Below are 20,836 nucleotides of genomic sequence, written 5' to 3' on the forward strand. Positions count from 1 at the left end.
GTCGTTTCACTCACTGCCGGGCCGCCGCGCGCTCGCGCTGGTAGTCACCGACCCAATCGGCGGCCACCTTGTGCAGGTGCCGCAACAGAATTTCCTGGTCGTTGAGCTGGAAGGTGCTGACCACGCGGGACTCGAGCATCATCTGCGTCGCCTCCAGGGTGGAGGCGTCCTGCAGCCCGTATTCCTTGAACGTCAGCGCGGACATCTCGTGCGCGATCCGGTCGCGCGGGCTGCGCGCCGGCGGGAAATACAGATTTCCCTCGAAGATGTGGGTGTTGTGTGAGGTCGGCCAATACTGATAGGTCAGATACCAGCCGCCGGACCAGATGAGGATCACGAAGTTCGGCCACAGCTGGAACGAATCCAAGCCCCACGGGTCGCAGCCGGCCGGGTTGAGCCCGGCGGGCATCTCCCCGAGATCCGGTACGTCCCAGGGCCCGAACAGCCCGCTGCGGGTGATGTCCTCCATCGGTTTGCGCATCGAGGGATCGAGTTCCCAGGTGACCACACCGGAGGTGCTGACCAGGCGGTGCGGGCCGTCGAGCTGATAGTGCGGCGCCTCGAAACCGGCCTGCTGTGCGGCGAGGGAGAAATTGTCGGGAGTTTGCTTCCCGTGCAGAATCGGCGCGTGATAGAACTCCTGGAAGGCGTCCATGTAGAGCTTCCAGTTGGCGCCGACCTCGGACTTGTAGCTGTACCGCTCGGTGAGCCGGTCGAAGGGATACCCCTCCAGCGCGGTGACCATGGGGCCGAGGAATTCCCGCAGCGACTGGCGCGGTTCGGCGGCCAGATTCACGAAGATGAATCCCGCCCACACCTCGCAATGCACCCGGACGAGTCCGAGTTTGCTCTTGTCGAGGTCGAAGAATTCCTCTTCCTGCTGCACGAACGCCAGCGACCCGTCCAGCCCGTAGCGCCAGCCGTGATATTTACAGGTGAACTGGCGGCAGGTTCCGGAGGTTTCCTCGCGCGGAAAATCGTTCCACACCAGCTTGTTTCCGCGATGGCGGCAGATGTTGTGGTAGGCGTTGACAGTGCCGTCCCGGTCGCGCGAGAGGATGACCGAGGTATGCGCGGCGTGGATCTCCTTGGTGAAATAGCTGCCGGTGCGCGGTAATTGCTCGATCCGGCCGACATGGAGCCAGGCGCGCTTGAAGATCGCGTCTCGCTCCAGTTCGAAGAACTCCGGCGCGATCGAGTCCTCGTAGGACATCGGCTCGGTGCTCAGTTCGGGATAGTGCTGCGTCCAGCTGCCCTCGGCGGGCTTGGGCCAACGAGGCATGGCGTACTCCTGGGGTATGGATGGGGTGGCGGGCCGCGGCTACCGGATCGGTTCCTCGCCGAGCACGGTGGTGCGCAACATCTCTCGCGGCGAATCCGCCGGATAGGGCGCGGCACGATGGATGACGCCGCGGTTGTCCCAGATGACGGTGTCGCCGACCGACCACTGGTGGGTGTAGACGCGCTCCGGTGCGGCGCAGCGCGCCAGTAGACCGTCCAGCAGCGCCCGGCTCCGATCCGGCGACATATCGACGACGTGGTCGGTCGAGGCGCCCAGCACCAGGGAGCGCCGCCCGGACTTGTGGGTCCAGATCAGCGGGTGCTCCTTGGTCGGGCGCTCGCGCCACGCCGACAATTGCTCGGGTGTCGGCTCCGCGGTGACCAGGCGCTGGGATGCCTCGAGCGAATGCACCACCCGCAGCGGGGCCAAGGTGAGCTTCTCCTGTGCGGTGAGATTCTCGTAAGCCTTGTAGGTGCTGGCGAATTCGGTTTCCCCGCCGCTGGCGGCCACCGCCTTGGCGGTGAGCATCGTGGCCATCTGCGGGTAGGCGTCGTCCTCGGGGGTGCAGCCGTCGATATGCCAGTCGAAGGTCGCGCGCAGATAGCTTGCCGAGGAATTCTTGCTGGTGTCGAGGCTGACGCGATAGATGCCCTCGACCGGATGGTGTCCCGGCGAGGTGTCGACCTGACCGAGCTTGCGGCAGAACGCGACCTGGGTCTCCGGATCCAGATGCAGATCGCGGAACACGAGCACGCCGTACTCCTCGAGGGCAGTCATCAGGATGGCGGGAATCGAATCGTCTGCCAGCAGGCGGTCCGGTGCGAGGCCGATGACCTCGGCGCCCACCTCGTGGCCGAGCTTGTCGATGGTGATCGTCACGGGTGTGGCTCCTTGATCCGTTCGATTTCGGCGTCGGCGCTGTCGACGGGTTTGGTTTGCTGAAATATTTCGACCGCCATGGCGACCATGACCAGGGAATAGATCAGCCGCAGCAGAGCCAGGGCGTCCTCGGGCAGATCGTCGAGCGGAAATTTGTCGCAGTACTCGATCGCCTCTTCCAAGCGCGGGAAGAACGCGTCGTAGAAGGTCAGCAGCTCCGGCATCGAACTGCTCATCCGGCGGGCATAGCGTTCGGTTTCAGTGGCCAGGCACCAGGTTTCGGCGAATTCCTCGAAATCGGCGAAAGCCGGTGGCAGCATGGGTGCGGTCATCTCAGGCCTTCCCGGCGGCGCGCAGGTAATCGTCGACCCAGTCGGCGACCGCCTTGTGGAAATGTTTGACCAGGATTTCCTGGTCGTTGACCGGGAAAGCGGTCAATCCCGCAGTGCGGTAGGCGGATTCCAGCGCGGTCTGGGTTCCGGTCAGCATCCCCGCGTCCTGCAGCGCGAATTCCTTGAACACCACCGAGGCGACTTCGTGCTCGACCCGCTCGCGCACCGAGCGCGCCGGTTGGAAGCACAGCATGCCCTCGAAACGATGGGTGTTGTACGAGGTCGGCCAGTAGCGGTAGAGCAGATACCAGCCGCGGTAGATGAGGATCTCGATATTGGGGAAGATCTGGAAGTTGTCGATACCCCATGGTTCGACCCGTCCGGGATTCAGGCCCTTGGACGGCTCACCCAGTTCTGGCGATTGCCACGGACCCACCAGGCCGCTGCGGGTGATCCGCTCGATCGGATACATGAACTCTGCGGGCAAGGTCCAGCGGCGCGCGCCGCCGGTGGAAACCATGCGGTGCGGACCGTCGAGCTGGAAATGCGCGCACTCGAAACCTTTACCGGGGGTCCGAACCGCGGTGGGTATCTGCTGCGAATGCAGCCCCGGCACGTGGTAATACTCCTGGAAGGCGTCGGCGAACAGTTTCCAATTGCTCTGGTTGTCGGCCCGGAATTCGTACCACTCCGTCATCTTGTCGAAGGGGTAGTCGTCCAGGTCGGTGATCATCGGGCCGAGGAATTCCCCCAGGGTTTGTCGCGGCTCGGCTGCGAGGTTGACGAAAATGAATCCCGCCCACACCTCGCAGTGGACTTTCGCGAGCCCCAGGTCCTTGCTGTCGAGGTCGAAGAATTCTTCCTCCTGCTGCACGAAGGTCAGCGCGCCGTCGAGCCCGTAGCGCCAGCCGTGGTACTTGCAGGTGAACTGCCGGCAGGTCCCGGCGGTCTCCGCGCGCGGAAAATCGTTCCACACCAGCTTGTTACCGCGATGACGGCAGACATTGTGGAAGGCGTTGACGCCGCCGTCGCGATCGCGCACCACGATGATCGAGGTGCGGGCCACATCGAGTTCCTTGGTGAAGTAGCTTCCGGTGCGCGGAACCTGTTCGACGCGGCCGACATTGAGCCACGCCCGTTTGAAAATCGCCTCGCGCTCGAGTTCGAAGAACTCCGGCGAGACGGAGTCCTCGAACGACATCATCGAGGTACCCAGCTCGGGATAATGCTCTGTCCAACTGCCCTCCGCGGGCCTTGGCCATTGCCGCACGGTCGATCGCTCCTTCGTTTCCCGTGGTGTGCTCATATCACCGACCCGCCGTTCACACCGAGCACCTGGCCGGTGATGTATCCGGCCTGCTCCGAGCAGAGGAACACACACGCCGCCGCGATGTCCTCCCCCGTGCCCAGACGCCCGACCGGTATCGCCCGGGCCATGGTGGCGTTGTCGGGTAGATTCCCGGCCACCTGCGACTGCCGCGACATCGGCGTATCGATGCCGGAGGGCGGAATAGTGTTGACGGTGATGCCTTTCGACGCGTACTCACGCGCCAGCCCCTTCGTCATCGCGACCACCGCGCCCTTGGCCGCGGTGTAGTGCACCATTCCGGGCGAGCCGCGCTGCGCGCTCGACGACGAGATCGTCACCACCCGGCCCCACCCCGCCGCCAGCATGTCCGGAATCGCGGCCTGCGCACAGTGGAAGACACCGGTCAGATTCACCTCGACGACGCGTCGCCATGCGTCCGGGGAAATCTCGGTGAACGGCGCGAAATCCACCAAACCCGCACTGGTGACCAGGATTTCGATGGCACCGAACTCCGCTCGGACCTTGCGCAGCGCCTCGTGCACCGCGGCCCGGTCCGTGACGTCGACCTCGCACGCCATTGCCGCGCCGCCCTCGGCGCGCAGCTGCTCGGCCGCACGCTGTGCGGCCGAGCCATCGATGTCGAGGACCGCGACCCGGTCACCGTTGCCGGCGAGCGATCGGCAGATGGACAGTCCCATCCCCGACGCGCCGCCGGTTACCACGGCGACCCGCGCGACGCCGGAGCGGCGCTGAGTCGGGGGAGCCTTCGGAGAAGTCGTCACAGGCAACACCACATTCTTCGATCGACCGCACGGCGCCGGGCCGTCGCGGCGGCGGAATCAGGGAGATGCCCTGTTCCAGAGCCTTAATCGAGTGATTAATTAAGCGAGTGATTAAGATATACGGCAGAGGATTCACCGCTGTCAAGACACCCAGGAGGCCAACCCATGAAGTCCCAGCGCGATGTCACCGCCGACAGCGTGACCACCCGAGCGGCACTGCTCGACGCGGCGGAGCAGATCATGCTCGAACAGGGCTATGCCGCGGTCAGCACCCGGCGCATCGCCGCGCTGGCCGGCGCCAACTCCGCGCTGGTGTACTACTACTTCGGCAACATGGACAACCTGTTCGTCGAATTGTTCCGGCGCGGAGCCGATCTCAGCTATCAGCACCAGCTCGACGCACTGCAGTCCGCGCAGCCGCTGTGGGCGCTGTGGGACTCCATCCACGACCAGTCCCGGACCGCGCTGACGATGGAATTCGTCGCGCTGGCCAACCATCGCAAGGCCATCCGGATCGAAATCACCGAGTCCTCCAAGCGATTTCGGGCACTGCAGCTGACCGCGGTCACCGACATCCTCGGGAAGTACGGCGAGCGGGCCCTCCCCTACACCCCCGGGGCTCTGGTCCTGCTCATGTCCAGCATCTCGCGCTTTCTGCGCATGGAAGAAGCTTTCGGCATCGACACCTGCCATGCGGAGGCGGTCGAGCTGATCGAGACCTATCTGCGCGACCTCGAAGGCGCTCGATCAATGCGGTAAAAGATCTTTCCACGCGCCGATTCCGGGGCGCGTCAGATCGGTCTGCTCATACAGACCACCATCCGGCCCGACGTACTTACCCGTGCGGGGGTCGTAGCGCGCGATGCCGATCGAGGGCCCCAGCAGATTGTCGGCTCCCGGCGGTGCGGGCCCGTAGCGGGAATCCGGTGGGATGCCCTGGTTTTCGAGGCCGGGGTCGCGCGGGTACGGACCGACGACGGGCTGACTGTCGGCCACCGGCTCGAATTCCTGGTCACTGTTGCACAGCTCGGCGGTCGGGGCGCGTTTACCGGGATTCCCGAGACACGGGAAGTTCCGCGCGCCGCGCACCGCGATCTCGGAATCCTGCGGAAGTTTGCAGTACATCCCCTCCGGCGTATCGATGGTGGTGATGTCGGAGGGCAGGCGCCACGCCGACGGCGGGAGAAAGCCGACGGTGCAGGCGGGCGGGTCCGACGTGCCGCTGAGCCGGAAATCGCCCAGTCCCCAGCCGGAGGCGTTGTTGGTCGGATGCACGGCCTCGATCATCGAGATCGCCGGTGGTAGCAGCACCAGGACCTGTTCCAGCGCGGCGTGATAGGTCACCGCGAGCTGTCCGACGCTGGACAGATTGGCGAGCAGCACCGGCAAAGTCAGCTGCACCGAATCGAGCAGCTGCGTGACCTCCCGGGCGGCGCCCGGACCGGTATGCAGCAGGGTCCGAATATGCGGGTCGTTCGCCACCAGCTGCGCGGTGACACCGGAGAGGCTGCGGGCCCAGATCCGGATCGCGTCGGCGGTGCGCGCTTGCGAATCCAGCAGTGGGCCGGTGTCTTCCACCAGGGTGCGGGCGACCGCGCCGACGCCGTTCAGGTCGGCGGCCAGCGTGCCCGCCGAGGCCAGCAGCGAATCCAGGTCGTAGCCCGCGCCGTTCACGCCCTGGAACAGTTCACCGAGCAGATCGTGCAGCTTGTCCTCGGGAATGGTGTCGACGAGCGCGCTGAGACTGTCCAGCGTCGGCCCGACCGGCTGCGGAATCGCGGTGTCGCGCTGGGCGATCACCGAGCCCTCGTGCAGATAGGGCGGGGAATCGGTGCGCGGGCGCAGGTCCACATACTGCTCGCCCACCGCCGAGACACTGCGCACTTCGGCGTCCAAATCGGCGGGGATCGGCCAGGATGCGCTGATGGCCAGCGTGGCGCGCACTCCGCTGCCGGTCAGTTCGACCCGGCTGATCTTGCCGATCTCGACACCGCGATAAGTGACGTTGCCGAAGCGGTAGAGGCCGCCCGCGGCGGGCAGCTCGACCGTCACGTCGTAGCTGCCGACGCCGGCCAGGGTCGGCAGCCGCATGTACACGGTGACCATCACGGCCAGCCCGATGACCGACAGGATCGTGAAGATGATCAGCTGGGCCCGGACGAAACGCGTCAGCAACATCAGCGGCCTCCCGGGACCTGGGGTTCGATGCCGACGCTCAGCGGATTTCTGGTCTGTGCGGCGTAGCCCGGATCGCCCACGGCCGCCTGGATCACCGCCGTCGGATCACCCCACGGTGTGCCGAGCAGGAGCTCACGCCGCAGGCGCGGAATCGTCAGGTCGACGGTGGCCATCAGATTGACGTAGTCACCCTTGAGCGCGTGGTCGATGCCGTACTGGCCATAGGGGTAGGTGGTGGCGAAGGCGACCGCGGTCCCGATGCGGTCGCCGACATCGGCGAGCGCGGCCAGGGTCGGTTCGAGATGGGCCAGATTGGTGACGAGGTCGCTCTGCACCTCGGACACCACGCCGGAGGCGACGGTGCTGAAGGTCCGGAGCCGGTCCAGGGCCGTCACCAGATCCGGGCGGACCGCGATCAGCGCATCCAGGGCGGGCGGCAGTTTCCGCAGGACTTCGGTGACGACATCGCGTTGTGCGGCAAAGGTTCCCGCCAGCCGGTTCAGGCCACCGATGGCGGCGACGACGTTGTCGCGCTGCCCGTCCAGGGTGCCCATCAGGGCGTCCAGGCGGGTCAGCAATGCCGCGATCTTGTCCTGGCGGCCGGTGAACGCCTCGTTCAGCCCGTGGATGATGTCGCCGATCTGGCCCAGGCCGCCGCCGTTGACCACCATCGACAGCGAAGCCAGAGTCTGCTCGGTCGAGGGATAGGTGGACGAGGCGCTCAGCGGAATGACCGCACCGGGTGGCAGCTGTCCGGCGGGTGCGACACCGGGCGGGGTGTTCAGCGCCAGATGGCTCGAGCCCAGCAGACTGGTCTGCCCGATCGCCGCGACCGCGTTCGCCGGCACGATGGTGACGGGCCGGATCGCGACCTCGACGTCGGCGTGCCAGCCGCGCAGGGTGATGGCGCCGACGCTGCCGACCACCACGTCGTCGATCATGACCGGTGAATTCGATACCAGGGTACCGATATTCGCCATCTCCACGTGAATGATCGTGGAGCCCGGCTCGTGCCCGACCGCGCCGGGCAAGGGCAGGGAGTTCACTCCCTGCCAGCCGCAGCCGGTGCTGCCGAGGATCGCGGAGGTCCCGAGAATCAGGAGTTTGCGGTATCGCGGCCGGGGCGGGTGGATTTCGGTCATGGTCAGCGCCCTCCGCCGGGAAAGAGAATGTCGACCAGGCTGGGCAGGGTCGGCGCCTGCGCCTGGGTGTCGACCACCTGGGGAACGAGGTGGGGTTCGGTGTAGATCAGATTATTCGGATTCGCGGTCGGACTGAGCACCGGATTGACCGCCACCGGAAGGTAATTGAACTCGAGCAGCTGCAGGAACGGTCCGAGATATTCGCGGCAGCGCGTCGCGGATTCGGCGGCCGTGAGGTTCTCCAGGCTGGCGATCCCGCCACAGATGAACTGGATCGGGTTGGTGAAGTTGTTCAGCGCGAAAACGCCGGCCTCGGTGGCGGTATCAGGGTTGTAGATGTTGTAGAAGTTGGCGAGGCTGGTCGGAAACAGGTGCAAGAGCTCTTCGAGGTCGCCGCGGTGATCGACCAGGTTCTGCGTCACATTCGCCAGCCGCTGCACCTGTTCGCTCGCCTTGTCGCGGTTGTTGTGCACGAACCGCTGGATGTCGCCGACGGCGACCGACAGCTTCGACAGCGCCGCGTCCAGATCCGACCGGCTGTCGTCGAGCAGACTCGACAGCGTGGCGAGCCGATTCTGAAATTCGACGATCTGGACATTGCTGCCGCGCAGCACGGTGACGAAGCGCTGCAGGTTCTCGATGATGTCGACGATATTTCCGCTGCCGGTCGCGAGAATCCGCCCGACGCCGGACAGCTGCGTCAGCGTGTGACGCAGCTTCTCGCCATTGCCCGCCATGGCGTTCGCGGCACTGTCGATGAACCGGCCGGTAGCGCTACCCGACAACGTGTCCGGGCCCAGATCAGTTGCCAGCCTGGTCAATTGCGACTTGATCTCATCCCATTCGACCGGCGTCGCTGTGCGTTCGAGCGGAATGACCGCGCCCTCGCTCAAAACCGCGCCGCTGCCTCGATAGGACGGCGTCAGCTGCACATAGCGCGCCGCGACCAGGCTCTGGGCGACGATCACGGCCTTGGCGTCGGTGGGGATCGATACGTCCCGATCGATGTCGAGCACCATTTCGGTGGTTGTGCCGTGCGGTTCGATGGACGCGATCCGACCGACCTCGACCCCCGCCACCCGCACCTCGTCACCCGGATAAATGGCGGTGGCCGAGCTGAACACGGCGCGAATCGTCGTAGGCGCGAACATGACTCGCTGCACGACCAGGATTCCCCCGGCCAGCAGGGCCACTATCAGCAGCGCCCCCGCGATGCGCCGGACACGCGGACTTCTCATCTGGGCGCCTCCGGGTTCGGCAGCGGAACAATTCCGAATGCCTGGTCGATGAACGGCTGAATCACCTCTGCCGGAATGAGATTCGCGACATAGGCGTTGTAGAAGGGGCCGCTGGAGACGATCTCTCCCTGGGTCAGGGTGACCTTCACCAGGCCGGGCAGCGCCGCCGCGATACTGTCGCGATTCTTTTCCAGCATGGCCGCCACCGAATTCAGGTGGTCCAGAATCGGCCCAAGTTCGGCCTCGTTGTCGGCGACGAGCCCCGAGAGCTGCTCGGCGACCGCGGCGGTGTTGGCGAGCAGATCGACGATCGCCTGCCGCCGCTCGGTGAGCACCCCCAGCAGAGAATTCCCGTTGAGCAGCAAGGCATTGAGCTGATCGCCGCGCTGCGCCAGAATTCCGCTGACCTCGGCAGTAGCGCCGAGCAGCTCGCGCAGCGAGGTATCGCGCTCGTTCATCGACCGCGACAGCGCGCTCAACCCGTCGAAGGCCGGCCCCAGCTGGGGCGCGACCCGATCCAGTGTCGAGGACAGCAGTTCGAGGGAATTGTTGAGCGCCGCGGTGTCGATCTCGGAGACGTTGGTCGTGAGGTCGCCGACCGCATCGGTCAGCGAGTACGGCGCGGAGGTGCGCGCCGCCGGGATCACCTGCGACGACCGTAGCGTGCCGGCGCCTTCCGAAATCACCGTCAGCACTCGCTGGCCGAGCAGAGAGGCGGTCTTGATGTGCGCCGAGCTCTGGTCTCCGAGGCGGACTTTCGCGTCCAGCGTGAACGTCACCCGCGCATCGCCGTCGCGCAGGGCAACTTTCGCCACCCGGCCGGCCTTCGCGCCTGAGACGACGACGTCGTCGCCGACTCGCAAGCCACCGGCCTCGGTGAAGATCGCCTCGTACCGGACGGTCGTGCCCCACTCCATGAACCGCTGGGACTGCAGCCCGATCAGGATCACACAGACGATCAGGACGACGCCGACCAGTCCCTGGCGGGCCAGATGATTACCGCGATATTCGAGCATGGCTAGGGCACACACCTTCCCGAGTCCTGCGTGACCGCGGGCAACACCACGACCTCGCCGGAGGGGTCGCTGACCCGGACGCTGAGCGAGCACAGGTAGTACTGGATGAAATTTCCGTAGGTGCCGGTGCGCGCCATCTTGCGAAAGTTCTCCGGAGCCCGCTGCAGCGCCTGCTCCAAGGTGAGCCGGTCCGCGTCGAGAGCCGGCGCGAGCCGGGCGAGTTGGTCGACGGTGCCCGCCAGCGGCGGCCGTGCCTGGGTCAGCAGATCGGCCACCGACGCGGTGCCGTTGTCCAGTGCCGTGATCGCGGCGCCGATCGGGTCGCGATCCTGCGACAACTGGGTGACCAACTGCTCCAGTTTGTCGATGGTGTCGGAGAACTGGGCGCCGTCGCGGGACAGCGTCCGCAGCACAGTGTTCAGGTTGTCGATCAATTGCTGAATTACCGTGCTGTTGTCGGCGAGCGTGGTCGAGAACGACGCGGTCCTGGACAGCAGCGAGTCCATCGTGCCCTCCTTGCCCTGCATGATCTCGAGCAGCGACCAGGTGAAGGTGTTCACATCACGCGCGTTCAAGCCCTGGATCACCGGCTTCAGACCACCCAGCAGCAGGTCGAGATCCAGTGCGGGCATGGTCCTTTCGGCCGGAATGCGGGTGCCGGGGTGCAGGATCTCGGTCGAGCCGGGCCCCTCGGTGAGCTCCAGGTACCGGTCCCCCACCAGGTTCAGATAGCGAATCGCCACCCGGGTGCCATTGGTCAGCGCGATGCCCCGGTCCGCTTCGAACTCCACCGACACCTGATGGTCGGACCGCGGTGACACACTGCGGACCGTGCCCACCCGGACACCGGCGATCCGGACGGTGTCGCCGTCGCGCAAGCCCGAGGAATCGGTGAAGTCCGCGGAGTAGACGTCCGCGGAACCGGACCGGTAGTTGCTGAACACGACGATCAGGACCCCGGACAGCACCAGCATCACCGCCGCGAAGACGCCGAACTTCAGCAGCGGGCCGTTGCGGTGTGCGTTCATCGGGCACCACCGCCAGGAAGAATGCCGAACAGAATCTGTTGCAGCGAATCCACATTGAGTTTCACGTCCTGGTCGCCCCGCTCGAACGGGTTGGCTCCCACGTCGGCGACCACGAACTTCGGACGCCCCTCGTAGGGCACGGGCAGCACCGAGCACTGCGGTCCGCCGGACGCGGCCACCTTGGGCAGGTCCTGGGGGTACCGGTAGGGATAGGTGCCGAACAGGAAGTTTGCCGAGATGGCCACGCCCTCGTGCTGGGCGGGCGGCAAGGTGCCGAGCGTGGCGAGGCCCTCCACCGAGCAGTTGAGCGCCGCGTTGTAGGCGTCGGTGAGTTCGGTGGTGGGCACCAGCAGACGCAGTGTCGTCGCGAGCGCCGCCCGATTGCCGCCGAGTACCTGGGTTCCGCTGTCGGACAGGCCGATGAGTCCGATCAGTAGCGCATCGAGGTTGTGTTGCTCCTCGACCACGGTCTGGCTGATCCGCCCCACATTGCCCGCGATGTCCAGCAGCGCCGGCGCCGAATCGGCGTAGGCGTCGACCACCGCCGGCGCCAGCGCCAGATCGTTCTCCAGCGCGGGCAGTGCCGGTTCCACCTGGGCCAGAAAGGCTTCCAGATCGGTGAGCATCCGGCCGGTCCGATCCCCGCGCCCCTTGGTGGCCGCGGCGATGGCGCCCAGCGTCTGGTTCAGCTTCTCCGGTTCGATGCGGCCGAGCACCTGGGTGAGTTGCTGGAACACAGTATTGATCTCGACCGTGACGTGCCCGGCGTCGAAGACCTGCCCGGCGGTGATCGAGGTGGCGGCAGCCCGTTCCGGGGGGATCAATTGGACGAACTTCGCGCCGAAGACCGTTGTGGAGGCGATGTCGACCGAGACATTGGCGGGAATCATCGGCAGCTGATCGGCATCGACGGCCAGCGCGATCGCCGCGGTCCCGTCGGGGCGCTCGTCGATGCGGGTCACCTTGCCGACCGTGATGCCCCGCATCTGCACCTTCGCGTCGGGATACATCACCAGGCCCGCGCGTCCCGACAGGACGGTGACGGGAACGGTGTCCGCGAGGCCGCCCTGGAACAGAGTCGCCGCGCCCGCGACGAGGGCCACGATCACCCCGATGGAAAGCACACCCACCAAGGGGCGCAAAAGCTTCGAAATCACGGACTCCCCTAGCCGGACAGATTGAAATTGCCGTTGGCGCCGTAGACCGCCAGCGAAACCAGCAGCGTGATCGACACGACGGCGATGAGCGAGGTACGTACGGCGTTGCCCACCGCGATGCCGACCCCGGACGGCCCGCCACTGGCGAAGAAGCCGAAATAGGTGTGTATCAGCAGAATCGCCAAGCCCATGAGCATCGCCTGCGCGAAGGACCACACCAGATCGATCGGATTGAGAAAAGTCGAGAAGTAGTGGTCGTAGAGCCCGGCGGACTGTCCGAGCAGAAACACCGTGGTGAACCGGCTCGCGATGAACGAAGCGATGACCGCTAGCGCGTACAGCGGCGTGATCGCGATCATCCCCGCCACGATCCGGGTACCGACCAGGTAGGTGATCGGTTCGATGGCCAGCGATTCCAAGGCGTCGATCTCCTCGTTGATCCGCATGGCGCCGAGCTGCGCGGTGGTCCCGGCGCCGAAGGTGGCCGCCAGGCCGATACCCGCGACCACCGGCGCCGAGATCCGGACGTTGATGAACGCCGAGAGGAAACCGGTAAGCGCCTCGATGCCGATATTGCCCAGCGAGCTGTAGCCCTGCACCGCCAGCGTCCCGCCGGTCGCCAGGGTCAGGAATCCGACGATCACGACCGTACCGCCGAAAACCGCCAAAGCGCCTGCGCCCATGCTGATCTCGGCGACCAGGCGGATCGTCTCCCGGCGATAGTGCACCGCCGCGAACGGAGCTCGAGTCAGCGCTTTGACGTAGAAGATCGTGTGGTCCCCGACGCCGCTCAGGCTCGCGACCGGACGTTTGAGGCGGCGGATCGTGCGTGGATATCTGGCTGCGATGGTCATTGCCCGTCCTCCTACCGTGCCGTCATCTGGATGCCGATGGCCGTGACGACGACATTGATGACGAACAGCGACATGAACGCATAGACGACGGTTTCGTTGACTGCGTTCCCGACCGACTTGGCACCGCCGGTCACGATCAGGCCCCGGTAGCAGGCGACAAGTCCGGCGACCACACCGAACAGCAGCGCCTTGACCGAGGAGATGATCACTTCGTTCACCCCGGTCAGCAGCGTGATTCCGGCGGCGAAAGCGCCGGGGTTGACGTCCTGGACGAACACCGAGAAGACGTAGCCGCCCAGGATGCCGATGATGCAGACCAGATTGTTCAACAGGAACGCCACCAACCCGGAGGCGAGCATGCGCGGGGTGACGAGCCGCTGCACCGGATTGATACCCAGCACCTGCATCGCGTCGATTTCCTCGCGGATGGTGCGCGAGCCCAGATCGGCGCACATGGCGGTGGCGCCCGAGCCGGCGACGATCAGCACGGTCACCATGGGTCCGACCTGCGTAACAGCGCCGAACGCCGCGCCCGCGCCGCTGAGATCGGCGGCGCCGAGCTCGCGCAGCAGGATATTGAGGGTGAAGCTGACCAGCACGGTGAAGGGAATCGCCACCAGCAGAGTCGGCACCATCGACACCCGGACGATGAACCAGGACTGTTCCAGGAACTCGCGGGTCTGGAACGGTCGGCGGAACGCGAAGCGCACGGCGTCCGCCGACATCGCGAACAATCCGCCAACCGTGCGGAAGACTCCGGAGCTGCGCCGGGCCAAGCCCGGCGACCAGCTCGAACCTTTGGCCGCCATCTATCCTCGGCCTCCCACTCGGTTGGAAATGTCGTTCTCATTCGTGACGTAGCTTACATGCGCAAATTGATAATGCAATACTCGTTCAGCTATGCGATCAACCCACCGACGCTACCCCCGCAAGTCCGAAAGAGGGCCGCGTCAGAACCACCTCCGGACATGTGTCCGGTCTAGATCTCCAAAATTGCAAATCTTATTTCCGCAGCTTTTTACCGGAACCCTGTCCTGATTATGCCGGTTCTAAGGCCGGATGGGGAACATAGTGATAACGTCGTTCTCGTAATGATGACGCGATGGATGTGGGGAGTGCAATGAAAGACCTCGCGGATCCGGACACCGACCTCGAATCCGCGCCGCGCGTCCGTGTCAGCACCGACGTACGGGCGCTGCGGCTGGCCGCCGAGGAAGCGCAGGCGGCCGCGGAAGAAGCGGAAGCCGTCGCAGTGGAGGCCAAGGCCATAGCCACCGCGGCACGCGCCCGGGCCCACGCCGGCCGGCTGCGCAGGCGCGCCGAAGCAGCGGCGGAGGTGCCCGCAGCCGAGCAGACCACCGACGACCCGGGTGCGGATTCGGCTGCACATGAGCCGGATTCGGTCACCGCCATCGCGCCGGACGAAACCGACTCCGGCACAATGGAATCCGAGACAGCTGCCGAGGACCGAGGAGTCTCGCGGCTCGGCCGCTGGCGCGCCAGGATCGCACAGGCCAAGCCGCGGCATACCGCATTGGTCGCCGCCGCTCTCGTGCTGATCATCGTATCGACGGGCGCGGGTGGCTACTCCCTGTGGCAGCACCACCGGGTCACCGAGCAGGACCGGCGGGCCGCGGAATTCACCGCGGCGGCCCGTCAGGGCGTCATCGCGTTGACCTCGCTGGATTTCAACCACGCGAAGGAGGACGTCCAACGCGTACTGGACAACTCGGCCGGTGCGTTCCATGACGACTTCCGGGGCCGCGCCGAGGATTTCACCAAGGTGGTGCAGCAATCACAGGTCACCACCGAGGGCAAGGTCAATGCCAGCGCGGTGGAGTCGATGACCGACGACACCGCGGTGGTCCTGGTCGCCGCCACCTCCCGAATAACCAATTCCGCAGGCGCGCAACAGGAACCGCGAGTATGGCGACTCAGCGTGACCGTGTCGCGGGTGAGCGGCCAGCTCAAGATATCGAAAGTCGAGTTCGTTCCGTGATCAGCACCGCTCGTGCGTGGCTCGGCCGCGCCCTCCGTTTCCTACGTGCCGCCCCGGGTGCGATCGCTCTGACCGTGCTGACCCTCGCGGCCGTACTCACCGCCGCGACCCTGCTCTGGTCGCAATACCTCCCGGACCGCCGCACCGGCGACGCGAACTCCGAGGCGGCGCTGTCCGCCGCGAAGGAGGGGACCGTCGCGCTGCTGTCCTACGCCCCCGACACCCTCGACCGTGACTTCGCTTCGGCGAAATCCCATCTCACGGGCGACTTCTTGACCTACTACGGCCAGTTCACCGATCAGGTCGTCACCCCGGCCGCCAAGGCGAAGTCCGTCAAGACCAGCGCGGCGGTGGTGCGCGCGGCGGTCTCGGAGCTCCATGCCGAGGCCGCGACGGTGCTGGTGTTCATCAACCAGACCACGACCAGTACCGAGAAGACCGAGCCGGCGATGACGGCCAGTAGCGTGCGCGTCACGCTCACCAAAGTCGGAGCGTCCTGGCTGATTTCGTCCTTCGACCCGGTGTAGGCGGATCAGCTCGCCGGGGATACGCCGGGCAGCTTGATGACCGAGAGGTACATCTCCAGCGTCGGCCGGAACAGGTCGATATCGTTGAGCTGGCTGCCGAGGACCACGGAATCGCAGGTGGCGATGAGTACGTGCGCGAACGTCAGCGGCGGGACCAGCAGGGTTCCACCGATCCGGCCGAGACCCTCGACGATGAACTCCGCCAGCGCCTCGACGACTTCCAGTCGCTTGGGCGCGACCCGTTCGCGCACTTCGGGATTGCGGAGCAGATACAGGGTGAACTCGTGGCCCAGTGCGGCCTGCTCGGCTCCTCGATCGCTGCCGAGTAGACGCCACCGCTGGGCGATATCGTCGAGTTCGCGCGTACCTACCTCCCGCACCGCCGACAGCAATTCGGCGAAGGTGTCGAAGTAGCGCCGCCAGTACCGATCACTCACCGCGAGGAAGAGATCCTCCTTGGTGGTGAAGTGCTTGTAGATGGCGCCCTTCGTATAGCCGGCCTTATGCGCGATGTCGTCGAGAGTCGCTGCCGTGAAACCCTTTTCGGCGAACACCGCCTCCGCGGCGTCGAGCAGGAGCGAGCGCGTGTGCGCCAATCGCCGCTCTGCAGTCCAGCGCTCAACCATATCGGCGAGTCTAACAGAGTATCCGAGAACCCTATTGGAATCTCAGATACCCGTTGGTATATTGGCTTCGTACTCATCGCCGATCCGCATCCCGCCCCCAAGCGGTCGAGCGAGCGATGCACTACATCGATTCCGAAGGAGGCAGTTTCATGCCGGAACTGTCGAGCAAGAAGAACACCCCCTATGTCACCGAGCCGCTCGGCGAAACCGCATCGCTCGGCTCCCAAGTGCAGTCGAAGAGCAAGCCGGTCCTGATCTGGGCGATTATCGGCGGCGTAATTCTCGCTTTTCAGCTCTACGTCTGGATCCGCTGGATCACCGGCCCCAATTTCGAACGAGTGCCCACCGGTCCGAGCGATCCACCGACATTGATGAAGACGATCCTCATCATCTGGACGGCCGTTATCGTGGCCGGCCTGCCGGTCGGCATCTACTTCTTCATCATCAGGCCCTGGCGGCGAGAACGCCGGATCACCACCGACGGCATGCTGCTGGTGGCCTGTGGCCTGCTGTTCTTCCAGGATCCGCTGCTGAACTACTTCAACACCTGGAGTACTTACAACACCTGGATGTTCAACCGCGGCTCATGGGTGCTCGACGTTCCGGGCTGGCGGTCCTTCGGCGAACCGGGCGCCATGATGGCCGAACCCGTTCTGATGAACGCGCCGGGATATTCCTACGGCATTCTGCTGTGCACGATCCTGGGTTGCTGGATCATGCGCAAGGCCAAGGCGAAATGGCCGAACATCAGCAATAAGGGCTTGATCGGCGTTCTGCTCGTCTGGACGTTTTTCTTCGACTTCGTCATCGAGGGTTTGTTCCTGATGCCGATGGGTCTTTTCACCTACCCGGGCGCCATTCAATCCCTGTCGATCAACGCCGGTACCTACTATCAGTGGCCGCTCTATGAAGGCCTGATGTGGGGCGGCGTCCAGGCCGGCCTGTGCTCGCTGCGCTACTTCACCGACGATCGCGGCCGGACCTTCGTCGAACGCGGACTGGAACGTATCCAGGGCGGCTTCGTGCGGCAGCAGTTCACCCGCTTCCTCGCAATTTTCGCAGCGTGCAGCATCTTCTTCTTCGTCTGCTACAACATCCCCGCGCAGTGGTTCGCCATGAATGCCGATCCGTGGCCGGCCGATATCCAGAAGCGCTCGTACTTCGATATGGGCATCTGCGGGGAAGGGACCGGGCGGCTCTGCCCCGACCCCACGCTCCCGATGCCGGGCAAGGACACCGGCTACATCAATCCGGAAGGACAGCTGGTGCTGCCTGAGGGCGCCGAGCTCCCCAAGATCGTCCCCTTCGACCGAGGAAACTGAGATGCTGATCAGCGAATCCGACACCGGCGTTCCCGCCGAAACCACAACCGTCCCCGCCGAATGGGAGACACCGTTCTACAAGGCCGTCGGCAACGAAGTGGAGGTCTTTCGCGCAGCGGCCCGCCGCGGTCTGCCGGTGCTTCTGAAGGGCCCCACCGGATGTGGCAAGACCCGCTTCGTGGAGGCCATGGCCGCTGAACTCGGCCGTGAACTGATCACCATCGCGGGCCACGAGGATATGACCTCGGCGGATCTCGTCGGCCGGTTCCTGCTCAAGGGCGGAGAAACGGTGTGGGTCGACGGCCCGCTGACCCGGGCCGTCCGCGAGGGCGCCATCTGCTACGTGGACGAGGTGGTGGAGGCACGCCAGGACACCACCGTGGTCATTCATCCGCTCGCCGATCATCGCCGGGAACTTCCGGTCGATCGGCTCGGCGTCATCCTGCGCGCGGCGTCCGGGTTCCAGCTGGTGATCTCCTACAACCCCGGTTACCAGAGCGTTCTGAAGAATCTCAAGGAATCCACCCGGCAGCGTTTCGTCGCCATCGAGCTCGACTTTCCTTCCGCCGCAATCGAAACCGAGGTGGTCGCGCACGAGGCGGGAATCGATGCCGCGACTGCGGGTGCGCTGGTCACACTCGGCAACGCGATCCGGAATCTGGAAGGTTCGCCGCTGCGCGAAGTGTCCTCCACCCGGATGCTGATCCTCGCCGGCGGGCTCGTGGCCGGCGGCCTGAGCCTGCGCAGTGCGGTGCAGTCGGCGGTGGTCCAGGCCCTCTCCGATGATCGCGATGTCATCCGCGCCCTCGGCGAACTCGTCGACGCCGTCCTGCCACAGCCATGACCGACCCCCATGGCACCGACCGGTTTCGACTGCTCGCCACCTTCCTCGCGGGCAGGCCGGTGGAGATCGCGGAGGCGGCACCCGGCGAGTCCGCGCATACGAGCGGTCAGGTCGTCTTCGTCTCGGCCGGCCTGACCGTCGCGGAGCAGCGCCGCGAAATACTGGTTCAGGCCGCTCTGCTCGGCGCGGGCAGTCTGGATCATCAGTGGGTCAAGGCATTACGGGCCAGGCCCGCGATCGCGCGGCGCTATCTGGCGCTCGAAGGACGCCGCGTGCTCGCCGATCTCGCACAGCGGCTGCCGGTCGCGGCCGCGCTGGTGTCCGAGGTGGGCCCGGGCCCGACGAGCACCGGCGAATCACTCGAAACAGCCAGGGGCCGAGCGAAAGTCGCCGACCCGCCGGCCTGGTTCGGTGTCATCCGGCCCTCCCGGTTGCTGGCGCCGGTCGCTGGCCCTGGCACCCAGGCCACCGCTCGCGAGCTGCGCTTGGAGTTCGATCTGCTGGAGGTGCCCGAGGACGAGGACGGCGACGACAACGAGCAGTCCGGGGAGAGCAAGATCCTCAAACTGTTCGAGAACCCGCTGTTCAGTTCGCAGACACTGCTGGATCAGATCCGTAAGCGACTCGGCGGCTCGCGTTCCGCCGGAGACGGGGCGGCCGGCGGCGATGCGCAGATGCGGTCGGTGCGACGGGCGCGGATGGTGGGGCCCGAGGCCCGGCCGCTCCCCACCCAGATCCGTTTCACCGATGACGACAAGCCCGGCGCCGCCGCGGGTGTGGGCGGCGCGCTCTATCCGGAGTGGGACGTCCACAACAACCGGTATCGGCCCGAGTGGTGCCGGGTCGTCGACTTTCCGCTCACGGTGGCCGCGGACATCACCGCCGCCAGTGTCTCGCACGACGATGTGCTCCGGCGACGTCTAGCCCGAGTCGGGCTGGGCCCCAAAGTTTTCCGGGGCCGCCCCGACGGCGACGACCTGGATATCGAGGCGCTCATCGAGCTGTTCGTCGACCTGCGGTCCGGCTTCTCACCACCGGAACACGTCTATCTGGAGCACCGCAAACTCGCCCGCAATCTCGGTGTGCTCATACTGCTCGACGCCTCTGGCTCCGCCACCGATACCGACCAGGACGGTCACACCGTCCACGACCACCAGCGGCGGGCCGCCGCCACCCTGGCCGCCACGCTGGAGGAGCTCGGCGACCGCGTCGCGGTCTACGCGTTTCGATCCCAGGGCCGGCACGCAGTCCATTTGCCGGCGATCAAAACGTTCGAGCAGCGTTTCGGCGCCGTCGGGCGAGCCCGGCTCAACCAGCTGCAACCCTCGAATTACACGCGCCTGGGCGCCGGTATCCGCGGTGCGGGCGAGATCCTGAAATCCGATGCCGGCACCCAGAATCGGCTGCTGGTAGTGCTTTCCGACGGAATTCCCTACGACGACGGATACGAGGGGCGATACGCCGAAGCCGATGCCTACAAAGCGCTCGAAGAGCTCCGCATGGATGGTGTTGCCTGCCTGTGCCTTTCCATCGGAGCGACCACCGCCGGCAGCGAACTCGAGCGCGTCTTCGGCTCCGCCGGCTATGCCGGCGCGGCGACCCTGGCCGAGTTGAGTCCCCGGATGGACGAGTTGTTCCTGTCCGCCCTGCGCGAACTCAGCGCGCCGAAACCGCTGCGCGCGGGCGCGTAGACATACTACGAAGGATGGAGACTTCACTCCGGAAGATCTCGATCGCACCGGCCTCGGCCATCGGGAGCGCCGCTGCCACCAGCGCTTGTGTTTTGAAAACCCGCGCTGCGGCGCTCAATCGGTGCAGTACAAGATCGGCCCGATATCCGATCGGGGACCGCGGACCGCCATCCCACATGACCACCTCGACAGCGTCGTTGCCCATTGCGGGCAGTAGCCCCCAGCACGCCAGCGCATCACGATCGCAGATGCCACCCGCACCCGGAGCGTGCCACCGGCGACTCTGCTCGTGCCGCGCGCGCACCGAGTCGAGTTCGGCGACCTCGGCGCCGAGGATATGCAGCGGCCGGGCATCCGACATCGCCGCGACGAATACCGTGACCTCCCAACCCGCGAGGGCGTGATCGAACAACCAGCCGCCCGCCTGGTCCACCGCGTCCGCGACACTCGTGGCAACGACATCGAGGCGATAGGTCATCGAAAGTCGAGTGGCGCTGGAGGTGCGTGTCCGACCGGGGACTGCGAGCTGCCGATGCATCAAGTGACTCTCCATGAACTCCACTGCGGCTTGGTTATTCGAGTGATCCGCAGCCATCGACATTCCGGAATGGGGTACGTCACAGTGCGAAC

Annotated in this window: 21 protein-coding genes; 6 read left to right on the forward strand and 15 right to left on the reverse strand. The window is 65.6% G+C overall.

Going from position 1 to position 20,836, the window contains the following annotated elements:
• Positions 1-10: 10 nt before the first annotated feature.
• Genes ACFQZZ_RS25100 through ACFQZZ_RS25120 form a run of 5 tightly spaced genes read right to left on the reverse strand, consistent with a single transcriptional unit; the run spans position 11 to position 4,584 of the window.
• A complete protein-coding gene (locus ACFQZZ_RS25100; RefSeq protein WP_378685516.1) occupies positions 11-1,282 on the reverse strand; it encodes an aromatic ring-hydroxylating dioxygenase subunit alpha in 1,272 nt (423 codons plus the stop codon).
• A gap of 39 nt (positions 1,283-1,321) precedes the next feature.
• Positions 1,322-2,161 carry a TauD/TfdA dioxygenase family protein gene (locus ACFQZZ_RS25105; protein WP_378685519.1) on the reverse strand — a complete coding sequence of 280 codons (840 nt, stop codon included), beginning with the start codon at positions 2,159-2,161 and terminating at the stop codon, positions 1,322-1,324.
• Positions 2,158-2,493: a hypothetical protein gene (locus ACFQZZ_RS25110; RefSeq protein ID WP_378685522.1), complete on the reverse strand. Its 336-nt coding sequence runs from the start codon at positions 2,491-2,493 to the stop codon at positions 2,158-2,160. Before ACFQZZ_RS25110 ends, ACFQZZ_RS25105 begins: the two co-directional genes overlap by 4 nt.
• Position 2,494: 1 nt before the next feature.
• Entirely contained in the window at positions 2,495-3,763 is a 1,269-nt protein-coding gene (locus tag ACFQZZ_RS25115; protein ID WP_378685525.1) for an aromatic ring-hydroxylating dioxygenase subunit alpha, read from the reverse strand.
• Positions 3,764-3,795: 32 nt separating this feature from the next.
• Positions 3,796-4,584 carry an SDR family NAD(P)-dependent oxidoreductase gene (locus ACFQZZ_RS25120; RefSeq protein WP_378685528.1) on the reverse strand — a complete coding sequence of 263 codons (789 nt, stop codon included), beginning with the start codon at positions 4,582-4,584 and terminating at the stop codon, positions 3,796-3,798.
• A 165-nt stretch (positions 4,585-4,749) separates the two neighbouring features.
• Between ACFQZZ_RS25120 and ACFQZZ_RS25125 the strand changes: the two genes are divergently transcribed.
• Entirely contained in the window at positions 4,750-5,343 is a 594-nt protein-coding gene (locus ACFQZZ_RS25125) for a TetR/AcrR family transcriptional regulator (protein WP_378685531.1), read from the forward strand.
• On the opposite strand, the gene ACFQZZ_RS25130 is transcribed toward ACFQZZ_RS25125, so the two are convergent.
• Genes ACFQZZ_RS25130 through ACFQZZ_RS25165 form a run of 8 tightly spaced genes read right to left on the reverse strand, consistent with a single transcriptional unit; the run spans position 5,332 to position 14,006 of the window.
• Positions 5,332-6,759: an MCE family protein gene (locus ACFQZZ_RS25130; RefSeq protein WP_378686162.1), complete on the reverse strand. Its 1,428-nt coding sequence runs from the start codon at positions 6,757-6,759 to the stop codon at positions 5,332-5,334. The genes ACFQZZ_RS25125 and ACFQZZ_RS25130 overlap by 12 nt on opposite strands.
• A gap of 2 nt (positions 6,760-6,761) precedes the next feature.
• A complete protein-coding gene (locus tag ACFQZZ_RS25135; RefSeq protein WP_378685534.1) occupies positions 6,762-7,904 on the reverse strand; it encodes an MCE family protein in 1,143 nt (380 codons plus the stop codon).
• 2 nt (positions 7,905-7,906) lie between these two features.
• A complete protein-coding gene (locus ACFQZZ_RS25140; RefSeq protein WP_378685537.1) occupies positions 7,907-9,142 on the reverse strand; it encodes an MCE family protein in 1,236 nt (411 codons plus the stop codon).
• Positions 9,139-10,158: an MCE family protein gene (locus ACFQZZ_RS25145; protein WP_378685540.1), complete on the reverse strand. Its 1,020-nt coding sequence runs from the start codon at positions 10,156-10,158 to the stop codon at positions 9,139-9,141. The genes ACFQZZ_RS25140 and ACFQZZ_RS25145 overlap by 4 nt, the downstream gene beginning before the upstream one ends.
• 2 nt (positions 10,159-10,160) lie before the next feature.
• A complete protein-coding gene (locus tag ACFQZZ_RS25150) occupies positions 10,161-11,186 on the reverse strand; it encodes an MCE family protein (RefSeq protein ID WP_378685543.1) in 1,026 nt (341 codons plus the stop codon).
• Complete coding sequence (locus ACFQZZ_RS25155; RefSeq protein ID WP_378685546.1) at positions 11,183-12,343, reverse strand: MCE family protein; 1,161 nt, start codon at positions 12,341-12,343, stop codon at positions 11,183-11,185. Before ACFQZZ_RS25155 ends, ACFQZZ_RS25150 begins: the two co-directional genes overlap by 4 nt.
• Positions 12,344-12,351: 8 nt before the next feature.
• Complete coding sequence (locus ACFQZZ_RS25160) at positions 12,352-13,197, reverse strand: ABC transporter permease (protein ID WP_378685549.1); 846 nt, start codon at positions 13,195-13,197, stop codon at positions 12,352-12,354.
• 11 nt (positions 13,198-13,208) lie between these two features.
• Complete coding sequence (locus tag ACFQZZ_RS25165) at positions 13,209-14,006, reverse strand: MlaE family ABC transporter permease (RefSeq protein WP_378685553.1); 798 nt, start codon at positions 14,004-14,006, stop codon at positions 13,209-13,211.
• 311 nt (positions 14,007-14,317) lie between these two features.
• On the opposite strand from ACFQZZ_RS25165, the gene ACFQZZ_RS25170 reads away from it, so the two are divergent.
• Both ACFQZZ_RS25170 and ACFQZZ_RS25175 read left to right on the forward strand, forming a co-directional pair.
• Positions 14,318-15,196, forward strand: coding sequence for a hypothetical protein (locus ACFQZZ_RS25170; RefSeq protein WP_378685555.1), 879 nt, complete (start codon positions 14,318-14,320; stop codon positions 15,194-15,196).
• A complete protein-coding gene (locus ACFQZZ_RS25175) occupies positions 15,193-15,723 on the forward strand; it encodes a twin-arginine translocation pathway signal (protein ID WP_378685558.1) in 531 nt (176 codons plus the stop codon). The genes ACFQZZ_RS25170 and ACFQZZ_RS25175 overlap by 4 nt, the downstream gene beginning before the upstream one ends.
• A 5-nt stretch (positions 15,724-15,728) precedes the next feature.
• Here ACFQZZ_RS25175 and ACFQZZ_RS25180 read toward each other — a convergent pair whose 3' ends face one another.
• Positions 15,729-16,349, reverse strand: a complete 621-nt coding sequence (locus tag ACFQZZ_RS25180) for a TetR/AcrR family transcriptional regulator (protein WP_378685561.1) — start codon at positions 16,347-16,349, stop codon at positions 15,729-15,731.
• 149 nt (positions 16,350-16,498) lie between these two features.
• Between ACFQZZ_RS25180 and ACFQZZ_RS25185 the strand changes: the two genes are divergently transcribed.
• Genes ACFQZZ_RS25185 through ACFQZZ_RS25195 form a run of 3 tightly spaced genes read left to right on the forward strand, consistent with a single transcriptional unit; the run spans position 16,499 to position 20,206 of the window.
• Positions 16,499-17,671, forward strand: a complete 1,173-nt coding sequence (locus ACFQZZ_RS25185; RefSeq protein WP_378685563.1) for a spirocyclase AveC family protein — start codon at positions 16,499-16,501, stop codon at positions 17,669-17,671.
• Between the two features lies 1 nt (position 17,672).
• Positions 17,673-18,515, forward strand: coding sequence for an AAA family ATPase (locus tag ACFQZZ_RS25190; RefSeq protein WP_378685565.1), 843 nt, complete (start codon positions 17,673-17,675; stop codon positions 18,513-18,515).
• A complete protein-coding gene (locus tag ACFQZZ_RS25195) occupies positions 18,512-20,206 on the forward strand; it encodes a nitric oxide reductase activation protein NorD (protein ID WP_378685568.1) in 1,695 nt (564 codons plus the stop codon). The genes ACFQZZ_RS25190 and ACFQZZ_RS25195 overlap by 4 nt, the downstream gene beginning before the upstream one ends.
• Here ACFQZZ_RS25195 and ACFQZZ_RS25200 read toward each other — a convergent pair.
• The gene (locus tag ACFQZZ_RS25200) at positions 20,172-20,684 is read right to left on the reverse strand and encodes a hypothetical protein (RefSeq protein ID WP_378685571.1); all 513 of its coding nucleotides are present in this window, start codon (positions 20,682-20,684) and stop codon (positions 20,172-20,174) included. The genes ACFQZZ_RS25195 and ACFQZZ_RS25200 overlap by 35 nt on opposite strands.
• Positions 20,685-20,836: the final 152 nt, after the last annotated feature.

Source organism: Nocardia sp. GCM10030253, assembly GCF_042675075.1.
GTDB lineage: Bacteria > Actinomycetota > Actinomycetes > Mycobacteriales > Mycobacteriaceae > Nocardia.

Bases quoted from the DNA above. Each gene is read 5' to 3' on its own strand.
- ACFQZZ_RS25140 (WP_378685537.1), bottom strand. From the start codon at position 9,142: ATGAGAAGTCCGCGTGTCCGGCGCATCGCGGGGGCGCTGCTGATAGTG.
- ACFQZZ_RS25135 (WP_378685534.1), bottom strand. From the start codon at position 7,904: ATGACCGAAATCCACCCGCCCCGGCCGCGATACCGCAAACTCCTGATT.
- ACFQZZ_RS25100 (WP_378685516.1), bottom strand. From the start codon at position 1,282: ATGCCTCGTTGGCCCAAGCCCGCCGAGGGCAGCTGGACGCAGCACTAT.
- ACFQZZ_RS25195 (WP_378685568.1), top strand. From the start codon at position 18,512: ATGACCGACCCCCATGGCACCGACCGGTTTCGACTGCTCGCCACCTTC.
- ACFQZZ_RS25125 (WP_378685531.1), top strand. From the start codon at position 4,750: ATGAAGTCCCAGCGCGATGTCACCGCCGACAGCGTGACCACCCGAGCG.
- ACFQZZ_RS25185 (WP_378685563.1), top strand. From the start codon at position 16,499: ATGCCGGAACTGTCGAGCAAGAAGAACACCCCCTATGTCACCGAGCCG.
- ACFQZZ_RS25190 (WP_378685565.1), top strand. From the start codon at position 17,673: ATGCTGATCAGCGAATCCGACACCGGCGTTCCCGCCGAAACCACAACC.
- ACFQZZ_RS25110 (WP_378685522.1), bottom strand. From the start codon at position 2,493: ATGACCGCACCCATGCTGCCACCGGCTTTCGCCGATTTCGAGGAATTC.
- ACFQZZ_RS25150 (WP_378685543.1), bottom strand. From the start codon at position 11,186: ATGAACGCACACCGCAACGGCCCGCTGCTGAAGTTCGGCGTCTTCGCG.
- ACFQZZ_RS25170 (WP_378685555.1), top strand. From the start codon at position 14,318: ATGAAAGACCTCGCGGATCCGGACACCGACCTCGAATCCGCGCCGCGC.
- ACFQZZ_RS25160 (WP_378685549.1), bottom strand. From the start codon at position 13,197: ATGACCATCGCAGCCAGATATCCACGCACGATCCGCCGCCTCAAACGT.
- ACFQZZ_RS25165 (WP_378685553.1), bottom strand. From the start codon at position 14,006: ATGGCGGCCAAAGGTTCGAGCTGGTCGCCGGGCTTGGCCCGGCGCAGC.
- ACFQZZ_RS25200 (WP_378685571.1), bottom strand. From the start codon at position 20,684: ATGACCTATCGCCTCGATGTCGTTGCCACGAGTGTCGCGGACGCGGTG.
- ACFQZZ_RS25145 (WP_378685540.1), bottom strand. From the start codon at position 10,158: ATGCTCGAATATCGCGGTAATCATCTGGCCCGCCAGGGACTGGTCGGC.
- ACFQZZ_RS25180 (WP_378685561.1), bottom strand. From the start codon at position 16,349: ATGGTTGAGCGCTGGACTGCAGAGCGGCGATTGGCGCACACGCGCTCG.